The 20,763-nt window shown below is 70.9% G+C and carries 21 protein-coding genes; 10 read left to right on the plus strand and 11 right to left on the minus strand.

What is annotated here, in order from left to right; all coding sequences use genetic code 11:
- Positions 1-2: 2 nt before the first annotated feature.
- From nagA to ACWEN0_RS07615, 3 genes are read left to right on the plus strand one after another with little or no spacing between them, the layout of a single operon-like run.
- A complete protein-coding gene (gene nagA, locus ACWEN0_RS07605; protein ID WP_451971935.1) occupies positions 3-1,154 on the plus strand; it encodes an N-acetylglucosamine-6-phosphate deacetylase in 1,152 nt (383 codons plus the stop codon).
- 26 nt (positions 1,155-1,180) lie between these two features.
- Positions 1,181-1,537 carry a hypothetical protein gene (locus ACWEN0_RS07610; RefSeq protein ID WP_451969946.1) on the plus strand — a complete coding sequence of 119 codons (357 nt, stop codon included), beginning with the start codon at positions 1,181-1,183 and terminating at the stop codon, positions 1,535-1,537.
- A 45-nt stretch (positions 1,538-1,582) separates the two neighbouring features.
- Positions 1,583-2,284, plus strand: a complete 702-nt coding sequence (locus ACWEN0_RS07615; RefSeq protein WP_451969948.1) for a DedA family protein — start codon at positions 1,583-1,585, stop codon at positions 2,282-2,284.
- A gap of 70 nt (positions 2,285-2,354) precedes the next feature.
- Here ACWEN0_RS07615 and ACWEN0_RS07620 read toward each other — a convergent pair whose 3' ends face one another.
- Both ACWEN0_RS07620 and ACWEN0_RS07625 read right to left on the minus strand, forming a co-directional pair.
- On the minus strand, positions 2,355-3,746 hold the full coding sequence (locus ACWEN0_RS07620; RefSeq protein WP_451969950.1) for an FAD-binding oxidoreductase: 1,392 nt from the start codon (positions 3,744-3,746) through the stop codon (positions 2,355-2,357).
- A 56-nt stretch (positions 3,747-3,802) separates the two neighbouring features.
- Positions 3,803-4,228: a PPOX class F420-dependent oxidoreductase gene (locus ACWEN0_RS07625; protein ID WP_451969952.1), complete on the minus strand. Its 426-nt coding sequence runs from the start codon at positions 4,226-4,228 to the stop codon at positions 3,803-3,805.
- Positions 4,229-4,489: 261 nt separating this feature from the next.
- On the opposite strand from ACWEN0_RS07625, the gene ACWEN0_RS07630 reads away from it, so the two are divergent.
- From ACWEN0_RS07630 to ACWEN0_RS07645, 4 genes are all read left to right on the plus strand, one after another.
- Positions 4,490-5,020: a MarR family winged helix-turn-helix transcriptional regulator gene (locus tag ACWEN0_RS07630; RefSeq protein ID WP_451969954.1), complete on the plus strand. Its 531-nt coding sequence runs from the start codon at positions 4,490-4,492 to the stop codon at positions 5,018-5,020.
- Positions 5,017-7,611 carry a DHA2 family efflux MFS transporter permease subunit gene (locus tag ACWEN0_RS07635; protein ID WP_451969956.1) on the plus strand — a complete coding sequence of 865 codons (2,595 nt, stop codon included), beginning with the start codon at positions 5,017-5,019 and terminating at the stop codon, positions 7,609-7,611. The genes ACWEN0_RS07630 and ACWEN0_RS07635 overlap by 4 nt, the downstream gene beginning before the upstream one ends.
- Positions 7,608-8,429, plus strand: coding sequence for a YceI family protein (locus ACWEN0_RS07640; RefSeq protein WP_451969958.1), 822 nt, complete (start codon positions 7,608-7,610; stop codon positions 8,427-8,429). The genes ACWEN0_RS07635 and ACWEN0_RS07640 overlap by 4 nt, the downstream gene beginning before the upstream one ends.
- Positions 8,430-8,560: 131 nt before the next feature.
- Complete coding sequence (locus ACWEN0_RS07645) at positions 8,561-9,229, plus strand: DedA family protein (protein WP_451969960.1); 669 nt, start codon at positions 8,561-8,563, stop codon at positions 9,227-9,229.
- 1 nt (position 9,230) lies between these two features.
- Here the strand turns inward: ACWEN0_RS07645 and ACWEN0_RS07650 are convergent, their stop codons facing one another.
- From ACWEN0_RS07650 to ACWEN0_RS07680, 7 genes are all read right to left on the minus strand, one after another.
- Positions 9,231-9,644 carry a VOC family protein gene (locus tag ACWEN0_RS07650; RefSeq protein ID WP_451969962.1) on the minus strand — a complete coding sequence of 138 codons (414 nt, stop codon included), beginning with the start codon at positions 9,642-9,644 and terminating at the stop codon, positions 9,231-9,233.
- 176 nt (positions 9,645-9,820) lie between these two features.
- A complete protein-coding gene (locus ACWEN0_RS07655) occupies positions 9,821-10,561 on the minus strand; it encodes an SDR family oxidoreductase (protein WP_451969964.1) in 741 nt (246 codons plus the stop codon).
- Positions 10,558-11,193, minus strand: a complete 636-nt coding sequence (locus ACWEN0_RS07660) for a nucleoside/nucleotide kinase family protein (RefSeq protein WP_451969966.1) — start codon at positions 11,191-11,193, stop codon at positions 10,558-10,560. Before ACWEN0_RS07660 ends, ACWEN0_RS07655 begins: the two co-directional genes overlap by 4 nt.
- Positions 11,190-12,023 carry a PfkB family carbohydrate kinase gene (locus ACWEN0_RS07665; protein WP_451969967.1) on the minus strand — a complete coding sequence of 278 codons (834 nt, stop codon included), beginning with the start codon at positions 12,021-12,023 and terminating at the stop codon, positions 11,190-11,192. Before ACWEN0_RS07665 ends, ACWEN0_RS07660 begins: the two co-directional genes overlap by 4 nt.
- The gene (locus ACWEN0_RS07670) at positions 12,020-12,829 is read right to left on the minus strand and encodes an ATP-binding cassette domain-containing protein (protein WP_451969969.1); all 810 of its coding nucleotides are present in this window, start codon (positions 12,827-12,829) and stop codon (positions 12,020-12,022) included. The genes ACWEN0_RS07665 and ACWEN0_RS07670 overlap by 4 nt, the downstream gene beginning before the upstream one ends.
- A complete protein-coding gene (locus ACWEN0_RS07675; RefSeq protein ID WP_451969971.1) occupies positions 12,826-13,815 on the minus strand; it encodes an ABC transporter permease in 990 nt (329 codons plus the stop codon). Before ACWEN0_RS07675 ends, ACWEN0_RS07670 begins: the two co-directional genes overlap by 4 nt.
- Entirely contained in the window at positions 13,812-14,828 is a 1,017-nt protein-coding gene (locus ACWEN0_RS07680) for a substrate-binding domain-containing protein (RefSeq protein WP_451969973.1), read from the minus strand. The genes ACWEN0_RS07675 and ACWEN0_RS07680 overlap by 4 nt, the downstream gene beginning before the upstream one ends.
- A 106-nt stretch (positions 14,829-14,934) precedes the next feature.
- Between ACWEN0_RS07680 and ACWEN0_RS07685 the strand changes: the two genes are divergently transcribed.
- Together ACWEN0_RS07685 and ACWEN0_RS07690 are read left to right on the plus strand one after the other, a co-directional pair.
- Positions 14,935-15,972 (plus strand): LacI family DNA-binding transcriptional regulator, encoded by a 1,038-nt coding sequence (locus ACWEN0_RS07685; protein WP_451969975.1) that lies wholly within the window; start codon positions 14,935-14,937, stop codon positions 15,970-15,972.
- 72 nt (positions 15,973-16,044) lie between these two features.
- Positions 16,045-16,911, plus strand: a complete 867-nt coding sequence (locus ACWEN0_RS07690; RefSeq protein ID WP_451969977.1) for a LacI family DNA-binding transcriptional regulator — start codon at positions 16,045-16,047, stop codon at positions 16,909-16,911.
- 7 nt (positions 16,912-16,918) lie between these two features.
- Here ACWEN0_RS07690 and ACWEN0_RS07695 read toward each other — a convergent pair whose 3' ends face one another.
- The gene (locus tag ACWEN0_RS07695; RefSeq protein WP_451969978.1) at positions 16,919-17,911 is read right to left on the minus strand and encodes a glycoside hydrolase family 76 protein; all 993 of its coding nucleotides are present in this window, start codon (positions 17,909-17,911) and stop codon (positions 16,919-16,921) included.
- Between the two features lie 51 nt (positions 17,912-17,962).
- Between ACWEN0_RS07695 and ACWEN0_RS07700 the strand changes: the two genes are divergently transcribed.
- On the plus strand, positions 17,963-20,101 hold the full coding sequence (locus ACWEN0_RS07700; RefSeq protein WP_451969980.1) for a molybdopterin-dependent oxidoreductase: 2,139 nt from the start codon (positions 17,963-17,965) through the stop codon (positions 20,099-20,101).
- Here ACWEN0_RS07700 and ACWEN0_RS07705 read toward each other — a convergent pair whose 3' ends face one another.
- Positions 20,102-20,758, minus strand: a complete 657-nt coding sequence (locus ACWEN0_RS07705) for a TrmH family RNA methyltransferase (RefSeq protein WP_451969982.1) — start codon at positions 20,756-20,758, stop codon at positions 20,102-20,104.
- Positions 20,759-20,763: the final 5 nt, after the last annotated feature.

Raw genomic sequence — 20,763 nt, forward strand, 5'->3', positions numbered from 1 at the left:
TCGTGATCATGGGCGGCCGGGTCGCAACCCCGGACCGTCTACTCGACGACGGCTGGGTGGCCGTCACCGACGGGCGGATCGCCGGCGTGGGTTCCGGGACCCCGCCGTCGGGCGAGTACGTGGACGTCGGCGGGGCACTGGTCGTGCCCGGGTTCATCGACACCCACTGCCACGGCGGGGGAGGTGCTTCGTTCACCTCCCTCGATCCCGAAGAGCTCCTGACGGCGGTGCGAGCGCACCGCCGTCACGGCACCACGACCATGCTCGCCAGCCTGGTGTCCGACCCGGTGGACATCCTGCGTGAGCAGGTCGCGGCGCTGCGTGAACTCGCCCAGGACGGCGAGGTCGCGGGCATCCACCTGGAGGGGCCGTTCATCTCGAAGGCCCGTTGCGGGGCGCACGACCCGGAGACGCTGCTCGAGCCGGACACCGGCACGGTCGACAAGCTCCTGAGGGCCGGCCAGGGCGCGATCCGGATGGTCACCATCGCCCCCGAGCTGCACGGCGGCGTCAAGGCCGTCCGGCAGCTCGCCGAATCGGGCGTCATCGCCGCCATCGGGCACACCGACGGCGTCGAGGAGCAGCTGCTGCCCGCCATCGACGCGGGTGCGACGGTCGCGACCCACCTGTTCAACGGCATGCGGCCGCTGCACCACCGCGAGCCGGGCCCGGTCGGGGCGCTGCTGGACGACGAGCGCATCACGATCGAGCTCATCTGCGACCTGGTGCACCTGCACCCGACGGTCGTGCGGCTGGCCGCGAAGCACGCGGGCCGCAACCGCACGGTGCTCATCACGGACGCGATGTCGGCCACCGACGCGGCGGACGGCCGCTACACGCTGGGCCGGCTCGAGGTCGACGTCCACGACGGCGTCGCGACCCTCGCCGACAACGGCTCGCTGGCCGGCAGCACCCTGACGATGGACACCGCCTTCCGCAATCTCATCCGGGGTGCGAAACTCGGCATCCTCGACGCGGTGCACGCGACGTCGCAACGACCCGCCGAGCTGCTCGGCATCGCCGGCCACACCGGCATGCTGTGCCAGGGCTACGCGGCCGACATCGTGATCCTCGACCAGGACCTGCGGCCCGCGAAGGTGCTGCGCCGGGGTGAATGGGTCGCCGAGGTGGGAACGGCTACCTTGAGCACCTAGGTCTGAGCACGAGGAGACGGGCGGAGATGAGCGAGCCGAAGGACCCCGAGCAACTGCTGGCGGACGCCCTTCGCGCGCAAGCGGTCTTCGCCCCTTCGGCGTCGCCTGCGTCGGCTCGCGAGCCCGAGCAGGCCACTGACGCCGTCCCGACCAGCGCGATCAACGAGCTGCCGTCGGCGTACGGGCTGCTGTCCGGCGCGAGCGCGGACTCCCTGGAGCGCGAGCGGGCGGCACTGGACCCGGTCGCCGAGGCGCCGACGGCGTACACCCCGCCGCCGCCACCGAGGCCGTCGGCGCAGCTGCCCGCGTACTGGATCCTGCTGCTGGCGGTGCTGCTGGGCCTCGCGGCGGGGTCCGTGGTGGGCCTGCTCACGCTGGTCTGAACGGGTCTCAGCAGCGGCTCAGGGTGACCCTGTACCGTTTTCCAGGTGATTCTCGCCCAGAGCACGGTCAACACGATGTCGCTGCTGCCGTCATGGCTGGACCCGCAGCACCTGCTGAGCGGCCTGACGACGCCGGTCCTCGCGGTGCTGTGCCTGATCATCTTCATCGAGAGCAGCATCTTCCCGGTGCTGCCCGGTGACTCCTTGCTGTTCACCGCGGGCCTGTTCATCGCGAACGGCACGCTCGACGCGCCGTTGTGGCTGGTCTGCGTCCTGGTGACGGTCGCGGCGCTGCTCGGCAACGTCGTCGGCTACTACATCGGCTACTTCGCCGGGCCCAAGCTGTTCAACCGGCCGGACTCGAAGTTCTTCAAGCGCGAGTACGTCGACAAGACCCACGAATTCCTGGAGAAGCACGGCCCCAAGGCGGTCGTGCTGGCCCGGTTCGTCCCGTTCGTGCGGACGTTCATCACGTGGATCGCGGGCATCGGCCGCATGGACCCGAAGCGCTACTTCACGTACACGATCATCGGCGGCATCCTCTGGGCCGCGGGCATCACGGTGCTCGGCTCGCTGCTGGGGAACATCTCGTTCATCCGGAACAACGTCGACGCGATCTTCGTGCTGATCGTGCTGGTGTCGGTGGTCCCGATCGGCCTGGAGTACCTGAAGTCCCGCCGCGAGAAGAAGGCGGCGGCGACCGCCGACCCGGACGTCACGCAGCGGATCCCGCGCATCAAGGACTGAGGGCGGCCCCCGGGCCGTCGACCGGCGGACCGGTCCGGGCGGACGCGGCACGACCAGGTCATCGAGAACACTAGGTCATCGAGAACATCGAGCCCGGGTTGAACAGGTTCTCTGGGTCGAGGGCCTGCTTGATCTGCCGGTGCACGCGCATGCCCACCGGCCCGATCTCGCGCTCCAGCCACTCGCGCTTGATCTTGCCGACGCCGTGCTCGCCGGTCACCGTGCCGCCGAGGGACAGGCCCACCTCGAGGATCTCGTCGAACGCGCGGCGGGCGCGGGCGAACTCGTCCGGGTCGTCCGGCTGGTAGACGATCGTCGGGTGCATGTTGCCGTCGCCGGCGTGGCCCACCACCGCGATGCGCAGGCCGACCTCTTCGCTGATCTTCTCGCACCCGTGGATCAGCTCCGCGATGCGCGTGCGGGGGACGCACACGTCGTCCGTCAGCCAGACGCCGTACGTCTCCAGCGCCGTCAGCACCACGCGGCGGGCCTGCAGGAGCATCCGGCCCTCTTCGAGGTCTTCGGTCGTGTACGCGAGGTCCGCGCCGCAGTCGACGCAGATCTGCTCCAGCGCCGCCAGCTCGCGGCGGGCGACCTCGCCGCCCGCGTCCGACTGGCCGAGCAGCAGCGCCTTGCAGTCCGAGCCCGCGCCGAGGTCCGTCTTCAGGTACGCCTCGGACGCCTTGATCGAGGACGCGTCCATGATCTCCAGCAGCGACGGCACGAGTCCTTCGCGGACCACGCGGGCGACGGCTTCCCCGGCCGCTTCGGTGGTCGTGAAGCCCGCGACGAGCGTCGCCGGTGCCTGGGGCAGCGGCTTGAGCTGCACCGTCGCCTGCGTGATGACGCCGAGCGTGCCCTCGCTGCCGACGAACAGCCGGGCGAGGTCGTAGCCGGCGACCCCCTTCACCGTGCGGCGGCCGGTCTTGAGCAGCGACCCGTCGGCCAGGACGACCTCCAGGCCGAGCACCGAGTCGGTGGTGACGCCGTACTTCACGCAGCACAGGCCGCCGGCGTTGGTCGACAGGTTGCCGCCGATCGTGCACCAGTCGTAGCTCGACGGGTCCGGCGGGTAGAACAGGCCGTCCTTCTCGACGGCGTTGCGGAAGTCCAGGTTGACGACGCCGGGCTGCACCACGGCGAGCCGGTTCCCGGCGTCGATCTCGACGATCTCGTTCAGCTTGGTCAGCGACAGCGTGACGCAGCCGTCGATGGCGTTCGCGGCGCCGGAGAGCCCGCTGCCCGCGCCGCGCGGCACGATCGGCACCTTGGCCTCGGCACACGCCTTGACGACGGCCTGCACCTCCTCGACGTTCGCCGGCAGCACGACGGCGAGGGGCTTGCCGGCCGGCGCCAGCGGCATCATGTCGCGCGCGTAGGACGCCGTGACGTCGGAGTCGGTGAGCACGGCGCTCTTGCCGAGGAGGTCGCGCAGCCGGGTGACCAAAGCTTCGTTGCCCATGGCCTCATCGTAAGCCCGGATAGTCCGCACTGCGGAACTTCTATTTCAAAACGGCCCTACCGGACCAAGCCCAGCAGCTTGTCGACGTGCACCCGCAGCAGCACCCGCTGGTCGCTGACCATCGCGTCGCGGTACTCGTCCCAGTCGGGGTGTTCGCCCGCGGCCCGGCGGTAGTAGTCGACGAGCGCTTCCACCGTCGCGTCGTCCCGCGAGGCCGCCGGGGCCGTCAGCTCGGCGCGGCCCTCGGCGACGACGTAGCTCCAGCCGTCTTCGCTGCCCACGTGGTACGTCACCCGCGGGTCGCGGCGCATGTTCTTCGTCTTCGCCCGGGTTTCGGTGATCGACGCGGTGATCGTGTTGGTCGCGGGGTCGTAGAGGTGCGTGATGGTGGACAGCTGGGGCCGGCCGTCGCGGCGGATCGTGGCCAGGACGCCGTGGCGCTGCGTGGCGATGAAGTCCTTCAGAGCTGTGTCGTCGGTCATACCCGGTTCAACCCGCGGTGGCCGTCTTTGTTCCGCCCTCGACCGGGTATCCGCGTCACCCATAAGTGCTGATCAGCACGGCAGAGGACGACAAAAGGGACGAACGAGGGCGCGGAAATCTGCTTGCATCGGACAACTAAAGTGTGTTGTGACACATCGGGTGGTCCACGGCTTGCACAACGGTCCGTGAAGGCACATTCTTGCCGTAGGCAACTAGTTGCAGCCGCCAACCAACGCCTCGCCCGCGTGAAGGACTCAGCAATGGCACCGAACAGCTCCGCCACCCGGCCCACGGCCGAACTGGACCTCGCCGACCAGCTCGGGCACGAGCTCGTCCGCCTGGTCCGCCTGATCAACAAGGCGAAGTCCCAGGTGTCCAAGCAGGGGCCGGACGGGATCGAGCGGGCGGCCTACGCGATCCTCTTCACCCTCATCCACGAGGGCCCGCAGCGCACCAGCCGGCTCGCCGAGTCGCTCCACTCCGAGATCTCCACGATCAGCAGGCAGTCGAGCTCGCTCGTCCAGCACGGCCTGGTCGAGCGCCAGGCCGACCCGGAGGACGGGCGGGCCTGCCTGCTCGCGCCGACGGCCGAGGGCATGCGGGTGTTCGAAGAGAACCGCAAGCAGCGCAACCAGTGGCTGGCCGAAGTGCTCGGGGACTGGACCGAAGGGGAGATCCAGACCCTCAACCGGCTCTTCGGCCGGCTCAACACAGGTATCGAGAACCACTCTCCACAGCTGGCCGACGCGCACCCGTCCGCCAGTGCACCGGCCAAGGGGGCCAACGCATGAGTTCCACCACCGAAGCACCCGCTCTGCCCGAGGTGGGGCAACCACCCCGGCTGAGCCACCGCCAGATCGTCACGATCCTGAGCGGCCTGATGTGCGGCATGTTCCTCGCCGCGCTGGACCAGACGATCGTCGGTACGTCGATCGTCAAGATCGCCAACGACCTGCACGGCTTCGACCTGCAGGCGTGGGCGACCACGGCGTACCTGATCACCTCGACGATCGTCACGCCGATCTACGGCAAGCTCTCCGACATCTACGGCCGCAAGCCGTTCTACCTCGCCGCGATCACGATCTTCGTGGTCGGTTCGCTGGCTTCGGCCTTCTCGCAGTCGATGTACGAGCTGGCCGCGTTCCGCGCGGTGCAGGGCCTCGGCGCCGGCGGCCTGATGTCGCTGGCCATGACGATCCTCGGCGACATCGTGCCGCCGCGGGAGCGGGCCAAGTACCAGGGCTACATCCTGGCCGTGTTCGGCCTGTCCACGGTCCTCGGCCCGGTGCTGGGCGGCTTCTTCGCCGGCATCGAGCACGCCGGCAGCATCTTCGGCTACGACATCCACGGCTGGCGCTGGGTCTTCCTGATCAACGTCCCGATCGGCATCATCGCGCTGTTCGTCGTCGCGCGGGTGCTGAACGTGCCGCACGAGCGCCACGACCACAAGATCGACTGGTGGGGCGCGCTCGCCCTCGTCGTCGCGGTCGTGCCGTTCCTGATCGTCGCCGAGCAGGGCCAGAAGTGGGGCTGGGGCGACCAGAAGGCCATCCTCTGCTACGTCGTCGGCGGCGTCGGCATCATCGCCTTCATCGCGATCGAGCGGTGGATGAAGGAAGCCGCGCTCATCCCGCTGCGGCTGTTCAAGAACTCGACGTTCACCGTGGCGATCATCGGCGGTGTCATCGTCGGTGTCGCGATGTTCGGCGCGATCACGATGATCCCGCAGTTCATGCAGGTCGTGCAGGGCTACACGCCGACCGAGTCCGGGTTGCTGATGCTGCCGCTGATGGCGGGCATCATGACCAGCTCGATCGTCTCCGGCCGGCTCACCGGGAAGACCGGGCGCTACAAGATCTTCCCGATCATCGGCACCATCCTGATCGCCGCCGGCGCGTTCTTCTTCGCGCAGGTCAAGTACGACTCGCCGCTGTGGCACCCGCTGGTCGCGGCCGCCATCATCGGCCTCGGCCTCGGCCAGTGCATGCAGACGCTGATCATCGCGGTGCAGAACGCGGGCCCGCGCAGCGACATGGGCGTCTCGACCGCGTCGGCGACGTTCTTCCGGCAGATCGGTGGTACCGCCGGTGTCGCGATCTTCCTGACGATCCTCTTCAACACCCTGCTGCCCAACATCACCAAGGCGTTCGGCGGCAAGCTGCCGGCCGGCGCGGGCGGCGGGATCGGCGACCTGTCGAGCAACACCAGCAACATCCAGAGCCTGCCCGAGGCGATCAAGACCCCGGTGCTGGTCGGCTTCACCGAGTCGATCACGACGGTGTTCTACGTCGCGGGCGCGGTGGCCCTGCTGGCCACGATCGTGCTGCTGTTCATGAAGGAGATCCCGCTGACCAACGCGGCCCCGGCCGCGGCGGCCATGGAGGGCGGCGAGGCGCTGCTCGAGGCGGAGGACCACGCGGACGAGCCGACCGAGATCGTCGAGCCGGTCAAGCCGGCCGACCGCGAGCCGGCCCTGGTCGGCGGCGGGAAGCACGCGCTGAGCACGAACGGCCACGGTGACTACCAGGCCGTGTCGGGTGCGCTGCCGATCACGAACTCCGTCGCGGACTCCGGGCTCGACGTCCCGGTCGGCGCGGGTGGCGTGCCGGTGACCGGGCACGTCCGCCGCCAGGACGGCAGCCACGTGCCGGGTGCCGCGCTGACCCTGATCGACCAGCGCGGCCGCCAGGTCGCGCGGGCCACCGGGGCGGGCGACGGCAGCTACTCGGTGCCCAGCCAGGGCCCGGGCGCGTACGTCCTGATCGTGTCGGCCCACGGCCACCAGCCGCAGGCCTCGAGCGTCGTGATCAGCAACGGCCCGGCGACGGTCGACGTCACGCTCACCGGCTCCGGCGAGCTGACCGGCACCGTGCGGGCGGCCGCGACCGGCTCCCCGCTGGCGAACGTGACGGTCACCCTGACCGACGGCCGGGGCGAGGTGAACGGCGCGTTCATCACGACCGCGGACGGCACCTACGCCTTCGTCGGGGTCGGCGCCGGGGCGTACACCCTGGTCGCGAGCGGCCCGGGCCACCGGCCCGTCGCGGTGACGCTGACCGTGCCGGACAGCGGCGTGCTGCGCCACGACGTCGAGCTCGCGAGCTCGGTGCTGCTGACCGGCACCGCGCGGACCGAGGGCGACCGGGTGGTGCCGGACGCGCGGATCACCGTGCTCGACGCCGAAGGCAACGTCGCGGCCGTCGCCCGGACCGACGCCGAAGGCCGGTACGTCATCAGCGACCTGCCCGCGGGCGCCTTCACGGTGGTCGCGAGCGGTTACCCGCCGGCGACCAGCCAGGTGGAGCTGACCGGCGGCGAAGCGGGCCACGACGTCAAGCTGAGCTACGACCAGGCCCTCGACGAGCTGGTCGACCGGTCATGACCGGGCTGCGCGCGACCTTCCGCACGGCCGAGGGCTGGGCGGTGGAGCACGCGGTGCTCACCGTCACCGACCCGGCCGGGCGGCAGGTCGCCCGGCAGGCGGCCGACGTCCGCGGGGAGGTCGTCACCGACGCCCTCCCGGCGGGCACCTACACCGCGGTCGTCACGGCGGCCGGGTACACCCCGGTCGCCAAGATGACGCAGGTCGCCTCGGACGGTTCCGGTTCGCTCGGCGACGTCGTGCTGGCCCCGGTCGCCGAGGCGATCGACCTGCCGCCCGCCGGGCCGTGGGTGATCGACCCGATGCACTCGTCGGTCGTCGCGACCGCGCGGCACCTGGGCATCGCGAGCATCAAGGCGCGGTTCCCGGACGTGTCCGGCCGGATCGAGATCGGCCGCCCGGCGGAACGCTCGTCGGTGCACGCCGAGATCAAGGCGGCGACCATCGACACCGGCATCAGGATGCGGGACGACCACCTGCGCTCGGCGGACTTCCTCGACGTCGACGTGCACCCGGTGATCACGTTCACCAGCACCGGGCTGCACCAGCGCGGCGTGGACTCGTGGACGCTGGCGGGCGAGCTGACGCTGCACGGCGAGCGCCGCGAGATCGAGCTGGAGCTGACGTACGGCGGCTGGGGCCCGGACCCGTGGGGCGGCGTGCGCGCGGCGTTCCACGCCGAGACGACGCTGCACCGGAACGACTTCGCGATCAACTACAGCGCGATGGTCCGCGCCGGCGTCGCGGCGGTCGGCACGACCGTGAAGGTCGAGCTCGACATCGAAGCGGTCCAAGGCGAATCGCTGCCGCAGTTCTGAGCCGTCTCTTCGGGAAGGCCCTCTCACCGCAGGTGAGGGGGCCTTCACCGTTGGTGAGAGAAGAATCTTCCGGAGAGCTCGTTTTGACCGTTCGCCGCGGAGCGTTCACCTGGGCCACGTAGGCTCCCCGTGTGAACGTCGTGAGCATGGAGGCCGCGGGCGTCGGCGTGAGCTGGCTGGACACCGCCGGCCCGCTGCTCGTCTGGGTGATCGTGCTGAGCTTCGTGCTGGTCGAGTGCGCGCTGATCATCGGGCTGTTCCTGCCCGGTGATTCGCTGCTGTTCGGCGCCGGCGTGGTGCTGGCCCAGCACGGCTCGGACCTGAACGCGTGGCTGCTGTCGGGCGCCGCGCTGGTCGTCGCCGTGCTCGGCAACCAGATCGGGTACTACATCGGCCGGGGCAGCGGCACCAAGCTCATCGCGCGCCGCGACGGCAAGGTGCTGAACCGGCACAACCTCGAGCGCGCGCAGCGGTTCCTGGACCGCAAGGGCTTCTTCGCGATCGTGGCGGCCCGCTGGATCCCGTGGATCCGCACGCTGGCGCCGCTGATCGCCGGCGCCGCCCGGATGGACCCTCGCCGCTTCATGGCCGCGACCGCCCTCGGCGGCGTGCTCTGGGTGCCGACGCTGGTGCTGCTCGGCTACTACGGTGCGGGCCTGCTGGACGTGCTCCCGTGGCTGAAGACGGCGGCCCTGTGGGTCAGCATCGCGTTCTTCGTCTTCGGCACGGGCTACGGCGTGGTGCGCTACCGCCAGGAAATGCGGCGCCCGGTCGACGAGCGCGACGACGCGCGGGCCTGAGTCACAGCTCCGGGTCGGCCCAGATCTCCAGCTGGATGCCGTCCGGGTCGCGGAACACGACCACCTGCGAGCCTTCGAAGGTGCGCGACGGCGCGGCCGGCAGGTACGAGACCCCGAACTCGGCGAGGCGGCACTCCCATTCGGCCAGCTCGGCGACCGAGCCCACCCGGAAGGCGACGTGGTCGAGGCCGGTGCGGCGCTCGTCGAACCCGCGTCTGCCGGTGTCCGCGTGCTGGACCAGCACCACGGAGAACTCGTCCCCGGCGGACCGGAGCACGACCTTGCGCAGTCCCGTGTCCGGCTCTTCGCGCCGGATGACCTCCTCGAGGTCGAGGACCCGTGCGTACCACGGCACGCTGCGGTCCACGTCGGTCACGGTGAGCGCGAGGTGGTGCACGGACATGAGTTTCGCCATGGCTTCCGAAGCCGTCCTTTCTCGTGGCGGCTTCCCAGAGTTGCACAGCGTTCGCCCACCGAAACGAGGGTGACCAAGTTCCCCGTCCGATCGTGATCTCGCCGTCTCCGGGCGTCCCAGCAGGCGGACGTCGGTGACCGAAGGTCATGCGCGATTATCGGAGAGTACTCGTCCGATCACCGGCCGCCACCGACGTCGAGCACCGCGCCCGTCGTGAACGACGACGCCGGCGACAGCAGGAACAACACCGCCTCGGCGATCTCGGCCGGCTGCCCGGCGCGGCCCATCGGGATCTGCGGCGCGTACTTCGCCATCCGGTCCGGCAGGCCGGCGGCCGCGTGCAGGCCGGTGTGGATCATCCCGGGCGCGACGGCGTTGACCCGGACGCCCTCGCCCGCGACCTCCTGCGCGAGCCCGAACGTCATGGTGTCGACGGCGGCCTTCGACGCCGCGTAGTGCACCCACTCGCCGGCCGAGCCGGTGCGCGCGGCCGTCGAGGAGATGTTGACGATCGCGCCGCCCCCGCCGCCGTAGCGCGTCGACATCCGGCGGACCGCCTCGCGGCAGCACAGGAACACCCCGGTGACGTTCACGTCGAGCGTGCGCCGGACGACCTCGACGTCGTAGGAGTCGAGCCGCCCCGGCGTGTTGCCGACGATCGCGGCGTTGTTGACCAGCGCGTTCACCGGCCCGAGCTCGGCGGCCGCGTCGAACAGCGCGCGGACGTCGTCCTCGGCCGAGACGTCCGCGCGGACCGCCAGCGCCTGGCGCCCCGACGCACGCACCCGCGAAGCGACCTCCTCCGCGGGCGCGGGATCACCGGAGTAGTTCACGACGACGTCGTGGCCGCGCTGAGCCGCCAGCGTGCAGATGGCGGCGCCGATCCCGCGGCTGCCGCCCGTGACGACGAGGGTCAAATCGCGAAGTTCGCCAGCGGCAGGTTCTCCAGCACCAGGTCCGCGCGGTCGCGCGTCTGCGAGATGAGGTCGGCGTTGCGCTGGTCCGAGCCGAGCGCGCGGCGGCGGGCCTCGACCAGCGAACGGCCGTAGCGGCGGTGGCGCGACACCAGGCGTTCGATCCGCTCGGGCTCGTCCGGCGCGAGGAACCAGGCCTCGGTGAGCAGCGGCCGGATACCGCTCCACGGGTCGTCCGGCAGCAGCAGGTAGTTGCCCTCGGTGATCACCAGCTGGACCTCCGGCGGCACCGCCACGGCCCCGGCGATCGGCTCCTCGATCTCGCGGCGGAACTCCGGCGCGTACACCGTCTCGCGGCCTTCGGCGAGCCGCTTGATCATGTGGAAGTAGCCGGCCGCGTCGAACGTGTCCGGGGCGCCCTTCCGCTCGGTGCGCTCCAGCCGGCGCAGCTCGACCTGCGCGAGGTGGAAGCCGTCCATCCCGACCACGGCGGCGCGCGAGCCGAGCGCGTTGGCGATCGCCCAGGCCAGCGTGGTCTTGCCGGACGCGGGCGCGCCGATGATGCCGAGCACGTTGCGCTGCCCCCGCACGGTCAGGCCCTCGGCCCGGGCCAGCAGGTCGTCGAACGCCGTCATGTCCTGTTCCTTCCTGCGATCGCGGTCGTCCACGACCGCGGTCCCACCTGCCGCACCCGTTCGGCGGCCACCTCGTTGGCGAAGCGGATCCGGTCCGTCACCGTCGGTTCGCGCGGCACGGCCACGGCGAGCGCGCCGTGCCAGACGTCGCCCGCACCTAGTGTGTCTCGCGCTTCGACGTCGGCGACAGGCACCTCACCCGAGCGTCCGTCCGCAGTGGACCACCGCACCGGCCCGGGACCCGCGGTGGTGATGACGGTGGGGACGCCGCGCTCGTGCAGGCCGGGCTCCGGCGCCCGGAAGTGCGCGGAACACGCGGCGATGTCGACCAGCGGGAGCAGCTCGTCGAGCACGGGCTTCCAGCTCCCGGCGTCGAGCACGACCGGCGCCGCTGTCCCCCGCGCGACGGCCAGCGCGAGTTCCGGGTAGTGCCCGTCGAGCAGCACCACGTCCGCTTCGGGAACCGGCACTTTCTCGTGAAAGGGCCGGTCCGCGGCGTTGCGGGCGACGACCGTGCGCTCTCCGTCGCGGTCTCGGACGGCTACCGCGCTGACCGGGGGTGGGTCCGCGAGCGAAGGCACGAGGTCGATCAGCCGGACGCCGTGCGCTTCGAGGTCGGCGCGGGCGAGGGCCGCCAGCGGGTGTGCGCCGAGGACGGTCAGCAGGGTCGCCTCGACACCGAGCGCGGCGGCCGTCACCGCGGCGTTCGTCGCGGGCCCCCCGGCCGCGACGTCCACCCGCAGCGACTGCACCTTCTCGCCCGGCGCCGGAAGCTCGTCGACCCGCTGGATCACGTCCACGGTGCACAAGCCCGCCAGCAGCACCTTCATTTCAAGCCGGCCACGTGGGTCGCGGCGGCGGCTTCTTCGACTTCGCCGTTTTCGTTGAGCCGCAACGCACCCGTGAGCAGGCCGACGACCTGGTTCATCGAGTGCGTCTTCGGCGAGACGACCGCGACGCGCTTGCCGAGGCGGTGCACGTGGATGCGGTCGGCGATGTCGAAGACGTGCGGCATGTTGTGGCTGATCAGCACCACCGGCAGGCCGCGGTCGCGGATCCGGCCGATGAGGTCGAGCACCTTGCCGGACTCGGCGACCCCCAAGGCGGCCGTGGGCTCGTCCATGATCACGGCCTTGGTGCCGAACGCCGCGGCCCGCGCGACGGCGACACCTTGCCGCTGGCCACCCGAGAGCGTCTCGACGGGCTGGGTGATGGACTTGATGTTGATGCCCAGTTCGTCGAGGATCCGCTGCGCCTCCGACCGCATGGTGCCGGTGTCGAGCTTGCGGAACAGCCCGAACGGTCCCTTGAGCCGTTTTTCCCGGCCCAGGAACATGTTCGACGCGATGTCGAGCGCGGGCGCGACGGCGAGGTCCTGGTACACCGTCTCGATGCCGTAGTGGCGAGCGTCCAAAGGAGACTTGAAGTGGACGGTCCTGCCGTCCACTTTGATCTCTCCCTCGTCGGGGATCACCGCGCCCGAAAGGGCTTTGATGAGCGACGACTTGCCGGCGCCGTTGTCGCCGACCACGGCGAGCACCTCGCCGGGCAGCAGGTCGAAGTCGGCGCCGTCGATGGCGGTCACCCGGCCGTAGCGTTTCACCAGCCCGCGGGCCTGGAGGATCGGTTCGGTCATGACTGCTGCTGCCTCCTCGCGATCCGGTCCACCACGACGGCGGCGATGAGCAGGGCGCCGGTGGCGAGGTCCTGGTAGTTGCCGTCGACGTTCATCTGCGTGAGGCCCGACCGCAGCACGGCCACGACCAGCGCGCCCATCAGCGTCCCGAGCACCGAGCCGCGGCCGCCGAAGAGGCTCGTCCCGCCGAGGACGACGGCGGTGATCGAGTCGAGGTTGCCGAGCTGGAACTGGTTCGGGTCGGCGTTCGGCGTCCGGCCGAGCGCCTGCCAGGCGGCGATGCCGAAGGTCAGCCCGGCCACGATGTACACCGACAGCACCGTGCGGTTGACCTTGATGCCGGACAGCCGCGCGGATTCCGGCGCGTTGCCGACCGCGTAGACGTGCTTGCCCCACGCGGTTTTCGTCAGCGCGTACCAGACGCCGAGGTACATCAGCAGCGCCAGCGTCATGCCGTAGGTGATCGGGATGCCGCCGAAGAGGTAGCGCTTGGTGCCGAGCCACTGCAGCAGCCCGTCGGTCACCGGGACGGCCTGGCCGCCGGCGATCAGCTTCGACACCGCGGTCAGCATGGTGAACGTGCCGAGCGTGATGATGAACGCGGGCAGCTTGACCCGCGTGGCGAGGCCGCCGATGAAGATACCGACGATGATCGTCAGCACGACCCCGGCGAGCAGCGCGACGAAGCCGTTCGTGCCGGCCGCGGCGAGCTTCGCCATGATCAGCGTCGCGACGACCATCGACGACGCGTTGGACAGGTCGATGCCCGCGATCAGGATGACGAGCGTCTGTCCCAGCGCGAGCGTCCCGACGACCAGCGACTGCTGGACCACTGTGGACAGGTTGTCGAGGTCGAAGAACGTGTCCGTGGCGAGTGAGAACACCACGATCGCGACGACCAGCGCGAGCGCCGGGCCGACCGCGGGGGCGCGGAGGAGGAACTCGCCGAGCGACTCACGTTCCTTGGTGGCCACTGCGGTTGTCATTTCTGGCCTCCCCAGCAGTTCTGCAGGCCCCACGCCGAATCGTGGCTTTCGATGCCGGGCAGGGGTTTGTCGGTGATCACGGCGGACCCGGTGTTCACGAAGCCGCTCGGCTTCTTGCCGGTCTTGGCGTAGTTCACGGCGGCGAGCACGCCCTGTTCGGCCATCTTCTTGGGGAACTGCATGACGGTCGCGGCGAACTGGCCGTTCTTGACGTTCTGGACGCCCTCGCAGCCGCCGTCGATCGAGCCCATCACGATCTGGTTGGTGAGCCCGCGCGCGTTCAGGGCCGCGTAGGCGCCGCGGCCCATCGGCTCGTTCATCGAGTAGACGGCGTTGATGTCCGTGCTGCGCTGCAGCAGGTTCTCCATGCCCTGCTGGGCGAGGCTCTGGTCGCCGTTGGCCGCGGTGTGGCCCTTGATCTCCGGCGAGCTGTCGGTGAGCCCGATGCCCTTGAGGAACCCGCCGTGGCGCTGGGTGTCGACCGAGCTGCCGGCCGTCCCGTCCACCATCAGCAGCTTCGCCGGGACGCCCTTGAGCGCCGCCTTGACGTACGCGCCCTGCTGCTCGCCGGCCGCGAAGTTGTCGGTGGCGAAGGTGGCGTCGACGGCGTCGGCCGGTTCGGTGGCGGTGTCGAGGGCGATGACCAGGATCCCGGCGTCGCGGGCGTCCTTGATGGCCTTGAGCACGCCGGTCGACGAGCTGGGCGTGATGAGGATCGTGTTCGCGCCCTGCTGCACGAGGTTTTCGATGGCGCGGACCTGGCCGTCGTTGTCGCCGTCGAACTGGCCGGCGAGCGCGCTGAAGTCGGCGCCGTTGGCCTGCGCGGCCGCTCTCGCGGCGTTGCGCAGTTCGACGAAGTAGGGGTTGGTGTCGGTCTTGGTGACCAGTCCGACCTTCGCTTTGCCGCTGCCACCGGTGTTGGTGTTCCCGCCCCAGTGGCGTTCGACCGTGCACCCGGTCGTCGCGGCGAGGACGGCGGCCAGCGTGAGCGCGGTGAGACTTCGCTGTCTCATGGGTTCCCACCCTTTATGTGTGTCGAAGCTTGCCGATGGTCGGGAAGGTAGACAGACTGATGCCCGGACGCAAGCGTTTGCGCAAACGCTTGCCGGGAAGGATGGAATGCCCCAGCCGAGATCTTCGCGGCCGACCCAGCGAGACATCGCCGAGCTCGCCGGCGTCTCGATCACGACAGTCTCCCACGTGGTGAACGGGACGCGCGCGGTCGCCGAGGACACCAAGGCGGCCGTGCTGCGGGCGATCGAGACCACCGGCTACACCGGCGACGCGATCGCCCGGTCGCTCGTCACCGGCGGCACGCGGTCGATCGGGATGGCGATCTCGCTGGTCGCCAACCCGTACTTCGCGACGCTGATGCAGGCGATCGAGCGGGAGGCGTCGGCGCACGGGTACACGGTCCTGCTGGCCGACACCCACGACACGGCGGACACCGAGCGTGACACCGTGCGAGCGCTCCGCTCCCGGCGCGTCGACGGCCTGCTCATCACCCCGGCCCCCGGCGACGGGCCGGTGATCGGCGAGCTCGTGTCGCTGGACGTGCCGACGGTGCTGATCGACCGGCTGGCCACCCGCGGCGACGTCGACCAGGTGGGCACGGAGAACATCCAGGCGACGTCGGCGCTCACCGCGCACCTCGCGACGCTCGGGCACCGCCGGATCGGGATGATCAGCGGCGCGCCCGGCCTGTCGACGAGCGAGGAGCGCGTGCTGGGCTACCGGCTGGGGCTGGGCCGGTCCGGGCTGACGTGGTCGTCCGACCTCGTGGCCTGCGGAAACTCTTCACAGGAGGGCGGCGCGCTCGCGGTGAGCACGCTGCTGGCGCTGCCCGAGCCGCCGACGGCGCTGGTCGTCGGCAACGACAGCATGATGGTCGGCGTGCTGCACGAGGCGCGGCGGCGTGGCCTGAAGATCGGGCAGGACCTGCCCGTGGTGGTCTACGACGACGTCGAGTGGGCGGACCTGGTCGACCCGCCGCTGACGACGATGGCGCAGCCGATCGAGGAGATCGGGCGGCAGGCGGTGCGGCTGCTGCTGGCCCGGATCAACGACCCGTCGCGCGCGGCCGAGACGGTCCGGCTGGCACCTACTCTGCGTCACCGTGAGTCGTGCGGCTGCCCGTCGATTCACTCACATCAGTGATTCTGGTGTTTTGACGCCTCGGCGCGGCCGCTCAGCGGATACCTTTCGGCTGAGCGTTTGCGAGGGCTGGTTATGACGGCACTTTCGCCGGAGCTCCGGTTGTGGGACCCCCCGGTCACCTACCGGATCGGCGTCGCGATGGGTACGCACGCGAACCCCTACTCGAGTGAGCTGCTGCGCTCGATCAGGGCAGCGGCAGCCCAGGCCGGGTGCGACGTCACGCTGGCCGAAACCGGGGACACCGTCAGCGAGGAAGCCGCGGTGGTGCGCGCCCTGCGGGCGGACCTCGTGGACGGCGTGCTGCTGGTGCCGTCGGTCGGCGACGAAGCCGTGGTCAACGGCCTGGTGCGGATGGGCGTGCCGACGGTCCTGGTCGACCGGGTCGCCGCCCGCAACGACGTCGACCAGGTGGGCACGGAGAACGTGCACGCGGTGGCGTCACTGGTCCGCCACCTCACCGAGCGCCGGCACCGCAAGATCGGGTTCGTGTCCGGCGAAGACGGCCTGGACATCAGCCGCGAGCGCGTCCGCGGCTACCGGCTGGGGCTCGAGCAGGCCGGGCTGCGCTTCAACCGCGAACTGGTCGAGGGCGGCTTGTCGACCTCGGGCGGCGCGGCCCGCGCGACGGCCAAGCTCCTGGACGGCTGGCCGTCTCCGACGGCCCTGGTGGTGGCGGACGAGGCGATGCTGGTGGGGGTCATGTACGAGGCCCACCGCCGCGGCATCCGCATCGGCTCGGAGCTGGCGGTGGTCGGCTACGGCGACATGGACTGGGCCCGCCGGGTCAGCCCGGCGGTGACCACGCTCGCCCAGCCGGCAGCGGACATCGGCCGCCGCGCGGTGCAGATGCTGCTGGCCCGGATCTCGGACCCGGACCGGCCGGCGGAGTCGGTGCTGCTTTCGCCGAGGTTCGTGCACGGCGCGTCCTGCGGGTGCTGACCTCGGCTCACGACAGCGTCGCGGCGGCTTCCAGGAGCATCCAGCCACCCACCTGGACCGACAGATCCCGCTCCGGCGCGTCCTCCGGCAGGGGCGGCGAAGGTGCCGGGCGGTCCCAGAACGCGCTGAACAGCGGGCCCGGGGACGCGCCCGACCAGCAGGCCTCGGCGGAGGCGAGCACCAGCGATCGCGCCGTAGTGGCTTCCGGACCCGGCAGCGCCTTCGCCGCCAAAGCCAGGTAGCGCGCCAAGATCGCGCCGAACAGGCCGCCGTCTCCGCCGCTTTGGCCGCAGATCACACCGCCCGGGGCGCAGTGCTCGGACACCGCGCGGACCGTGCGCGCCGCTTTGTCCACCAAGGACAGTTCGAGGCACGCGCCGAGGTAGACGCCTTGGCAGTACGTGTAGATGTGCTTGACCAGCTCGCCCGTGCCCGCGCGGATGCCGTCCCACACCAGGCCCGACGAGGGATCGACCAAAGTGGACGACATCCAGTCGGTCATCTCCCGGGCCCGGGAGAGGTTTCCCGACCGGGCGTGGAAGATCGCCGCCGGGCCGTTGGCCGGGGCGTTCTTGAAGTCGTCGCCGCGGCGCCACCAGATCCCGCCGCCCGCCGCCGGTGTCCAGCCCGACAGCAGCTGCGTGTCGATCGCCGCGATCGCCGGGGCGACGTCGATGCCCAGGGCCTGGACCCGTTGCAGGGCAAGGCCGAGCCACGCGATGTCGTCGTAGTAGTCGTTCGTCCAGCGGCCGAAGTTGCGCAGCCGCACCGAACGCACGAAAGACCGGATCACCGTCAGACGCGCGGGCGTCGGCGCACGAAGCTGCGCGTCGACCAGCGTGTCCAGCAGGTGGGCCTGCCACCAGTAGTTCCAGTGCCAGTGCAGCCGCTGGCCGGGCGACGGGGGCCAGCCGCTGCGGCCGAGCACCGTGCCGGGCAGGGCCCACACCCGGCGCAGGTGCCGCGAGGTCACCGCGCGTTCGGCGGCCGAGACGTCCATGGCGCAATCGTGCCTTGCCCATCGACATACCGCTCGGTATGTTGGGGTGCCATGACGACAGCTCACGTCACCTGCCCGCTGTGCGAAGCCACCTGCGGCCTCGAAGTGACGCTCGACGCGAACGAGCAGGTCACGCGGGTCAAGGGTGACGAGAAAGACGTCTTCTCGAAGGGCTACATCTGCCCGAAGGGCGCGTCACTCGGGGCTCTGCACCACGACCCCGACCGGCTGACCGCGCCGCTGCTCAAGCGCGACGGCGAGTTCGTCGAAGTCAGCTGGCAGGAGGCCTACGACGAGATCGACCGCCGGCTCCCGCCGATCCTCGAGGAGCACGGCCGGGACGCCGTCGCGGTCTACGCCGGCAACCCCGGCGTGCACAACATCGCCCTGACGCTCTACGGCCGCGTGCTCTACAAAGCCTTGGGCACCAAGAACTTCTACAGCGCGACGTCGGTCGACCAGCTGCCGAAGCACTACTCGTCCGGCACCATGTTCGGCGACCCGCTCGCCATCCCGGTGCCCGACCTCGACCGCACGCGGCACCTGCTCGTCCTCGGCGCGAACCCGCTCGTCTCCAACGGCAGCCTGATGACCGCGCCGGACATCCGCGGCCGGCTGCGCGGGATCCGCGAGCGCGGCGGCAAGATCGTCGTCGTCGACCCGCGGCGCACCCGCACCGCCGCGTTCGCCGACGAGCACCACGCCATCCGGCCCGGCACCGACGCGCTGCTGCTGTTCGCGCTGGTCAACGTCCTGTTCACGGAGGACCGCGTCGCACCCGGGCGCCTCGAAGCACACCTCGACGGCCTCGACGAGGTCCGCGAACTGGCCCGGCCGTTCACGCCCGAGGCCGTCGCCCCGCGCACCGGGATCGAAGCCGGCGAGATCCGGCGGATGGCACTCGAGCTGGCCGAGGCCGAGAACGCCGTCGTCTACGGCCGGATCGGCACCACGACCCAGACGTTCGGCACGGTCGCGAGCTGGCTGGTCGACGTCCTCAACGTGCTCACCGGCAACCTCGACGAGCCCGGCGGCGCGATGTTCCCGCTGGCCGCGTGCCAGCCGACCGGCAACCGGCGGCCGTTCGCCGTCGGGCGCTGGCGCAGCCGCGTGCGCGGCTACCCCGAGGTCGTCGGCGAACTCCCGGTCGCGACGCTCGCCGACGAGATCGAAACCCCGGGCGAGGGCCAGGTCCGCGCGCTGATCACGGTCAGCGGCAACCCCTGCCTGAGCACGCCGAACGCCGGGCGCCTCGCCGAAGCCCTGAAGAACCTCGACTTCATGATCTCGGTCGACGTCTACCTGAACGAGACGTCCCGCCAGGCCGACGTCATCCTGCCCGGCCCGTCCCCGCTCGAACGCCCGCACTTCGACCTGGCCTTCTACCAGCTTTCGGTGCGCAACGTCGCCAACTGGACGCCCGCGACGCTGCCGTCGAAGCTGCCGCAGGAGTGGGAGACGATGCTGCGGCTCACCGGCATCGTCACCGGTCAGGGTCCCGAAGCGGACGTCGCGGCACTCGACGACTTCGTCGCGGCCGACGTCGCCCGCCGCGCCGGGCTCGAGGTCACCCACGACCGCACCGGCCCCGCGCGGCTCGTCGACCTGATGCTGCGCGCCGGGCCCTACGACGTCACGCTCGCCGACCTCGAAGCCGCGCCGCACGGGATGGACTTCGGCCCGCTGAAGCCGCGGATCCCCGAGGTGCTGTGCACGGCGTCCGGCCGGATCGAGCTGGCGCCGGAGACGATCGTCGCCGACGTCCCGCGGCTGCGTGCGGAGCTGGACCGGCCGGTCGACGACGGGCTCGTGCTGATCGGCCGGCGGCACCTGAGCTCGAACAACTCGTGGATGCACAACCTGGCACCGCTGGTCCGCGGCGGCAACCGGTGCACGGTCCTGGTGCACCCGGCCGACGCGACGCGCCTGGGCCTCACCGACGGCGCGCTGGCGTCGGTGACCTCGCGCGCCGGGAAGCTGGAAGTGCCGGTGGAGGTGACCGACGAGGTCCGGCCGGGCGTGGTCAGCATCCCGCACGGCTGGGGCCACGACGTCGACGGCGCCCGGACGCGGGTGGCGCGCGCCAACCCGGGCGTCAACTCCAACCTGGTCGCGGACGAGACGCTGCTGGACGTGCCGTCCGGGACGTCGGTGCTGAACGGGATCCCGGTCGAGGTCGCGCCGGCCTAGCTACCAGGCCCGGGAAAGGTCGGCGTGCTGCCGGATCCAGGCGTGCATGACGATCCCGGCCGCGACGCCCGCGTTGATCGACCGCGTCGTCCCGAACTGGGCGATCGACACCGTGAGCACCGCCGCGTCGCGCGTCGCCTCGGACAACCCAGGCCCTTCCTGGCCGAACACCAGCACGCACTCGCGCGGCAGCGTCGCCGTCTCGACGGGCTCGGACCCCGGTGTGTTGTCGACGGCCACCACGGCCAGGCCCTGCGATGCGGCGAAGGAGACCAGCCCGGTGACGTCGTCGTGGTGGCGGAGGTGCTGGTAGCGGTCGGTCACCATCGCGCCGCGGCGGTTCCAGCGGCGGCGGCCGACGATGTGCACCTCCGCCGCCGCGAACGCGTTCGCCGTGCGGACCACCGTGCCGATGTTGTGGTCATGCTGGAAGTTCTCGATGGCGACGTGGAACGGGTGCCGTCGAGCGTCCACATCGGACACGATCGCCTCGCGGCGCCAGTAGCGGTACGCGTCGACGACGTTGCGGCGGTCGCCTTCGCGCAGCAGCTCCGGGTCGTACCGCTCGTCCGACGGCCAGGCACCCGGCCACGGGCCGACGCCGACCTCTTCGCGGCTCACCCACTCGGTGGGTCCGGCGTCGGGAGAAGTGCTCACCCGGA

The organism is Amycolatopsis sp. NPDC004378 (assembly GCF_053602455.1).

Excerpts from the sequence above, each read along its gene's own strand:
- ACWEN0_RS07700 (WP_451969980.1), top strand. The coding sequence starts at position 17,963 with ATGACGACAGCTCACGTCACCTGCCCGCTGTGCGAAGCCACCTGCGGC.
- ACWEN0_RS07695 (WP_451969978.1), bottom strand. The coding sequence starts at position 17,911 with ATGGACGTCTCGGCCGCCGAACGCGCGGTGACCTCGCGGCACCTGCGC.
- ACWEN0_RS07635 (WP_451969956.1), top strand. The coding sequence starts at position 5,017 with ATGAGTTCCACCACCGAAGCACCCGCTCTGCCCGAGGTGGGGCAACCA.
- ACWEN0_RS07610 (WP_451969946.1), top strand. The coding sequence starts at position 1,181 with ATGAGCGAGCCGAAGGACCCCGAGCAACTGCTGGCGGACGCCCTTCGC.
- ACWEN0_RS07670 (WP_451969969.1), bottom strand. The coding sequence starts at position 12,829 with ATGACCGAACCGATCCTCCAGGCCCGCGGGCTGGTGAAACGCTACGGC.
- ACWEN0_RS07685 (WP_451969975.1), top strand. The coding sequence starts at position 14,935 with ATGCCCCAGCCGAGATCTTCGCGGCCGACCCAGCGAGACATCGCCGAG.
- ACWEN0_RS07625 (WP_451969952.1), bottom strand. The coding sequence starts at position 4,228 with ATGACCGACGACACAGCTCTGAAGGACTTCATCGCCACGCAGCGCCAC.
- ACWEN0_RS07675 (WP_451969971.1), bottom strand. The coding sequence starts at position 13,815 with ATGACAACCGCAGTGGCCACCAAGGAACGTGAGTCGCTCGGCGAGTTC.
- ACWEN0_RS07665 (WP_451969967.1), bottom strand. The coding sequence starts at position 12,023 with ATGAAGGTGCTGCTGGCGGGCTTGTGCACCGTGGACGTGATCCAGCGG.
- ACWEN0_RS07690 (WP_451969977.1), top strand. The coding sequence starts at position 16,045 with ATGACGGCACTTTCGCCGGAGCTCCGGTTGTGGGACCCCCCGGTCACC.
- ACWEN0_RS07620 (WP_451969950.1), bottom strand. The coding sequence starts at position 3,746 with ATGGGCAACGAAGCTTTGGTCACCCGGCTGCGCGACCTCCTCGGCAAG.
- ACWEN0_RS07680 (WP_451969973.1), bottom strand. The coding sequence starts at position 14,828 with ATGAGACAGCGAAGTCTCACCGCGCTCACGCTGGCCGCCGTCCTCGCC.
- ACWEN0_RS07660 (WP_451969966.1), bottom strand. The coding sequence starts at position 11,193 with ATGACGGCGTTCGACGACCTGCTGGCCCGGGCCGAGGGCCTGACCGTG.
- ACWEN0_RS07640 (WP_451969958.1), top strand. The coding sequence starts at position 7,608 with ATGACCGGGCTGCGCGCGACCTTCCGCACGGCCGAGGGCTGGGCGGTG.
- ACWEN0_RS07650 (WP_451969962.1), bottom strand. The coding sequence starts at position 9,644 with ATGGCGAAACTCATGTCCGTGCACCACCTCGCGCTCACCGTGACCGAC.
- ACWEN0_RS07630 (WP_451969954.1), top strand. The coding sequence starts at position 4,490 with ATGGCACCGAACAGCTCCGCCACCCGGCCCACGGCCGAACTGGACCTC.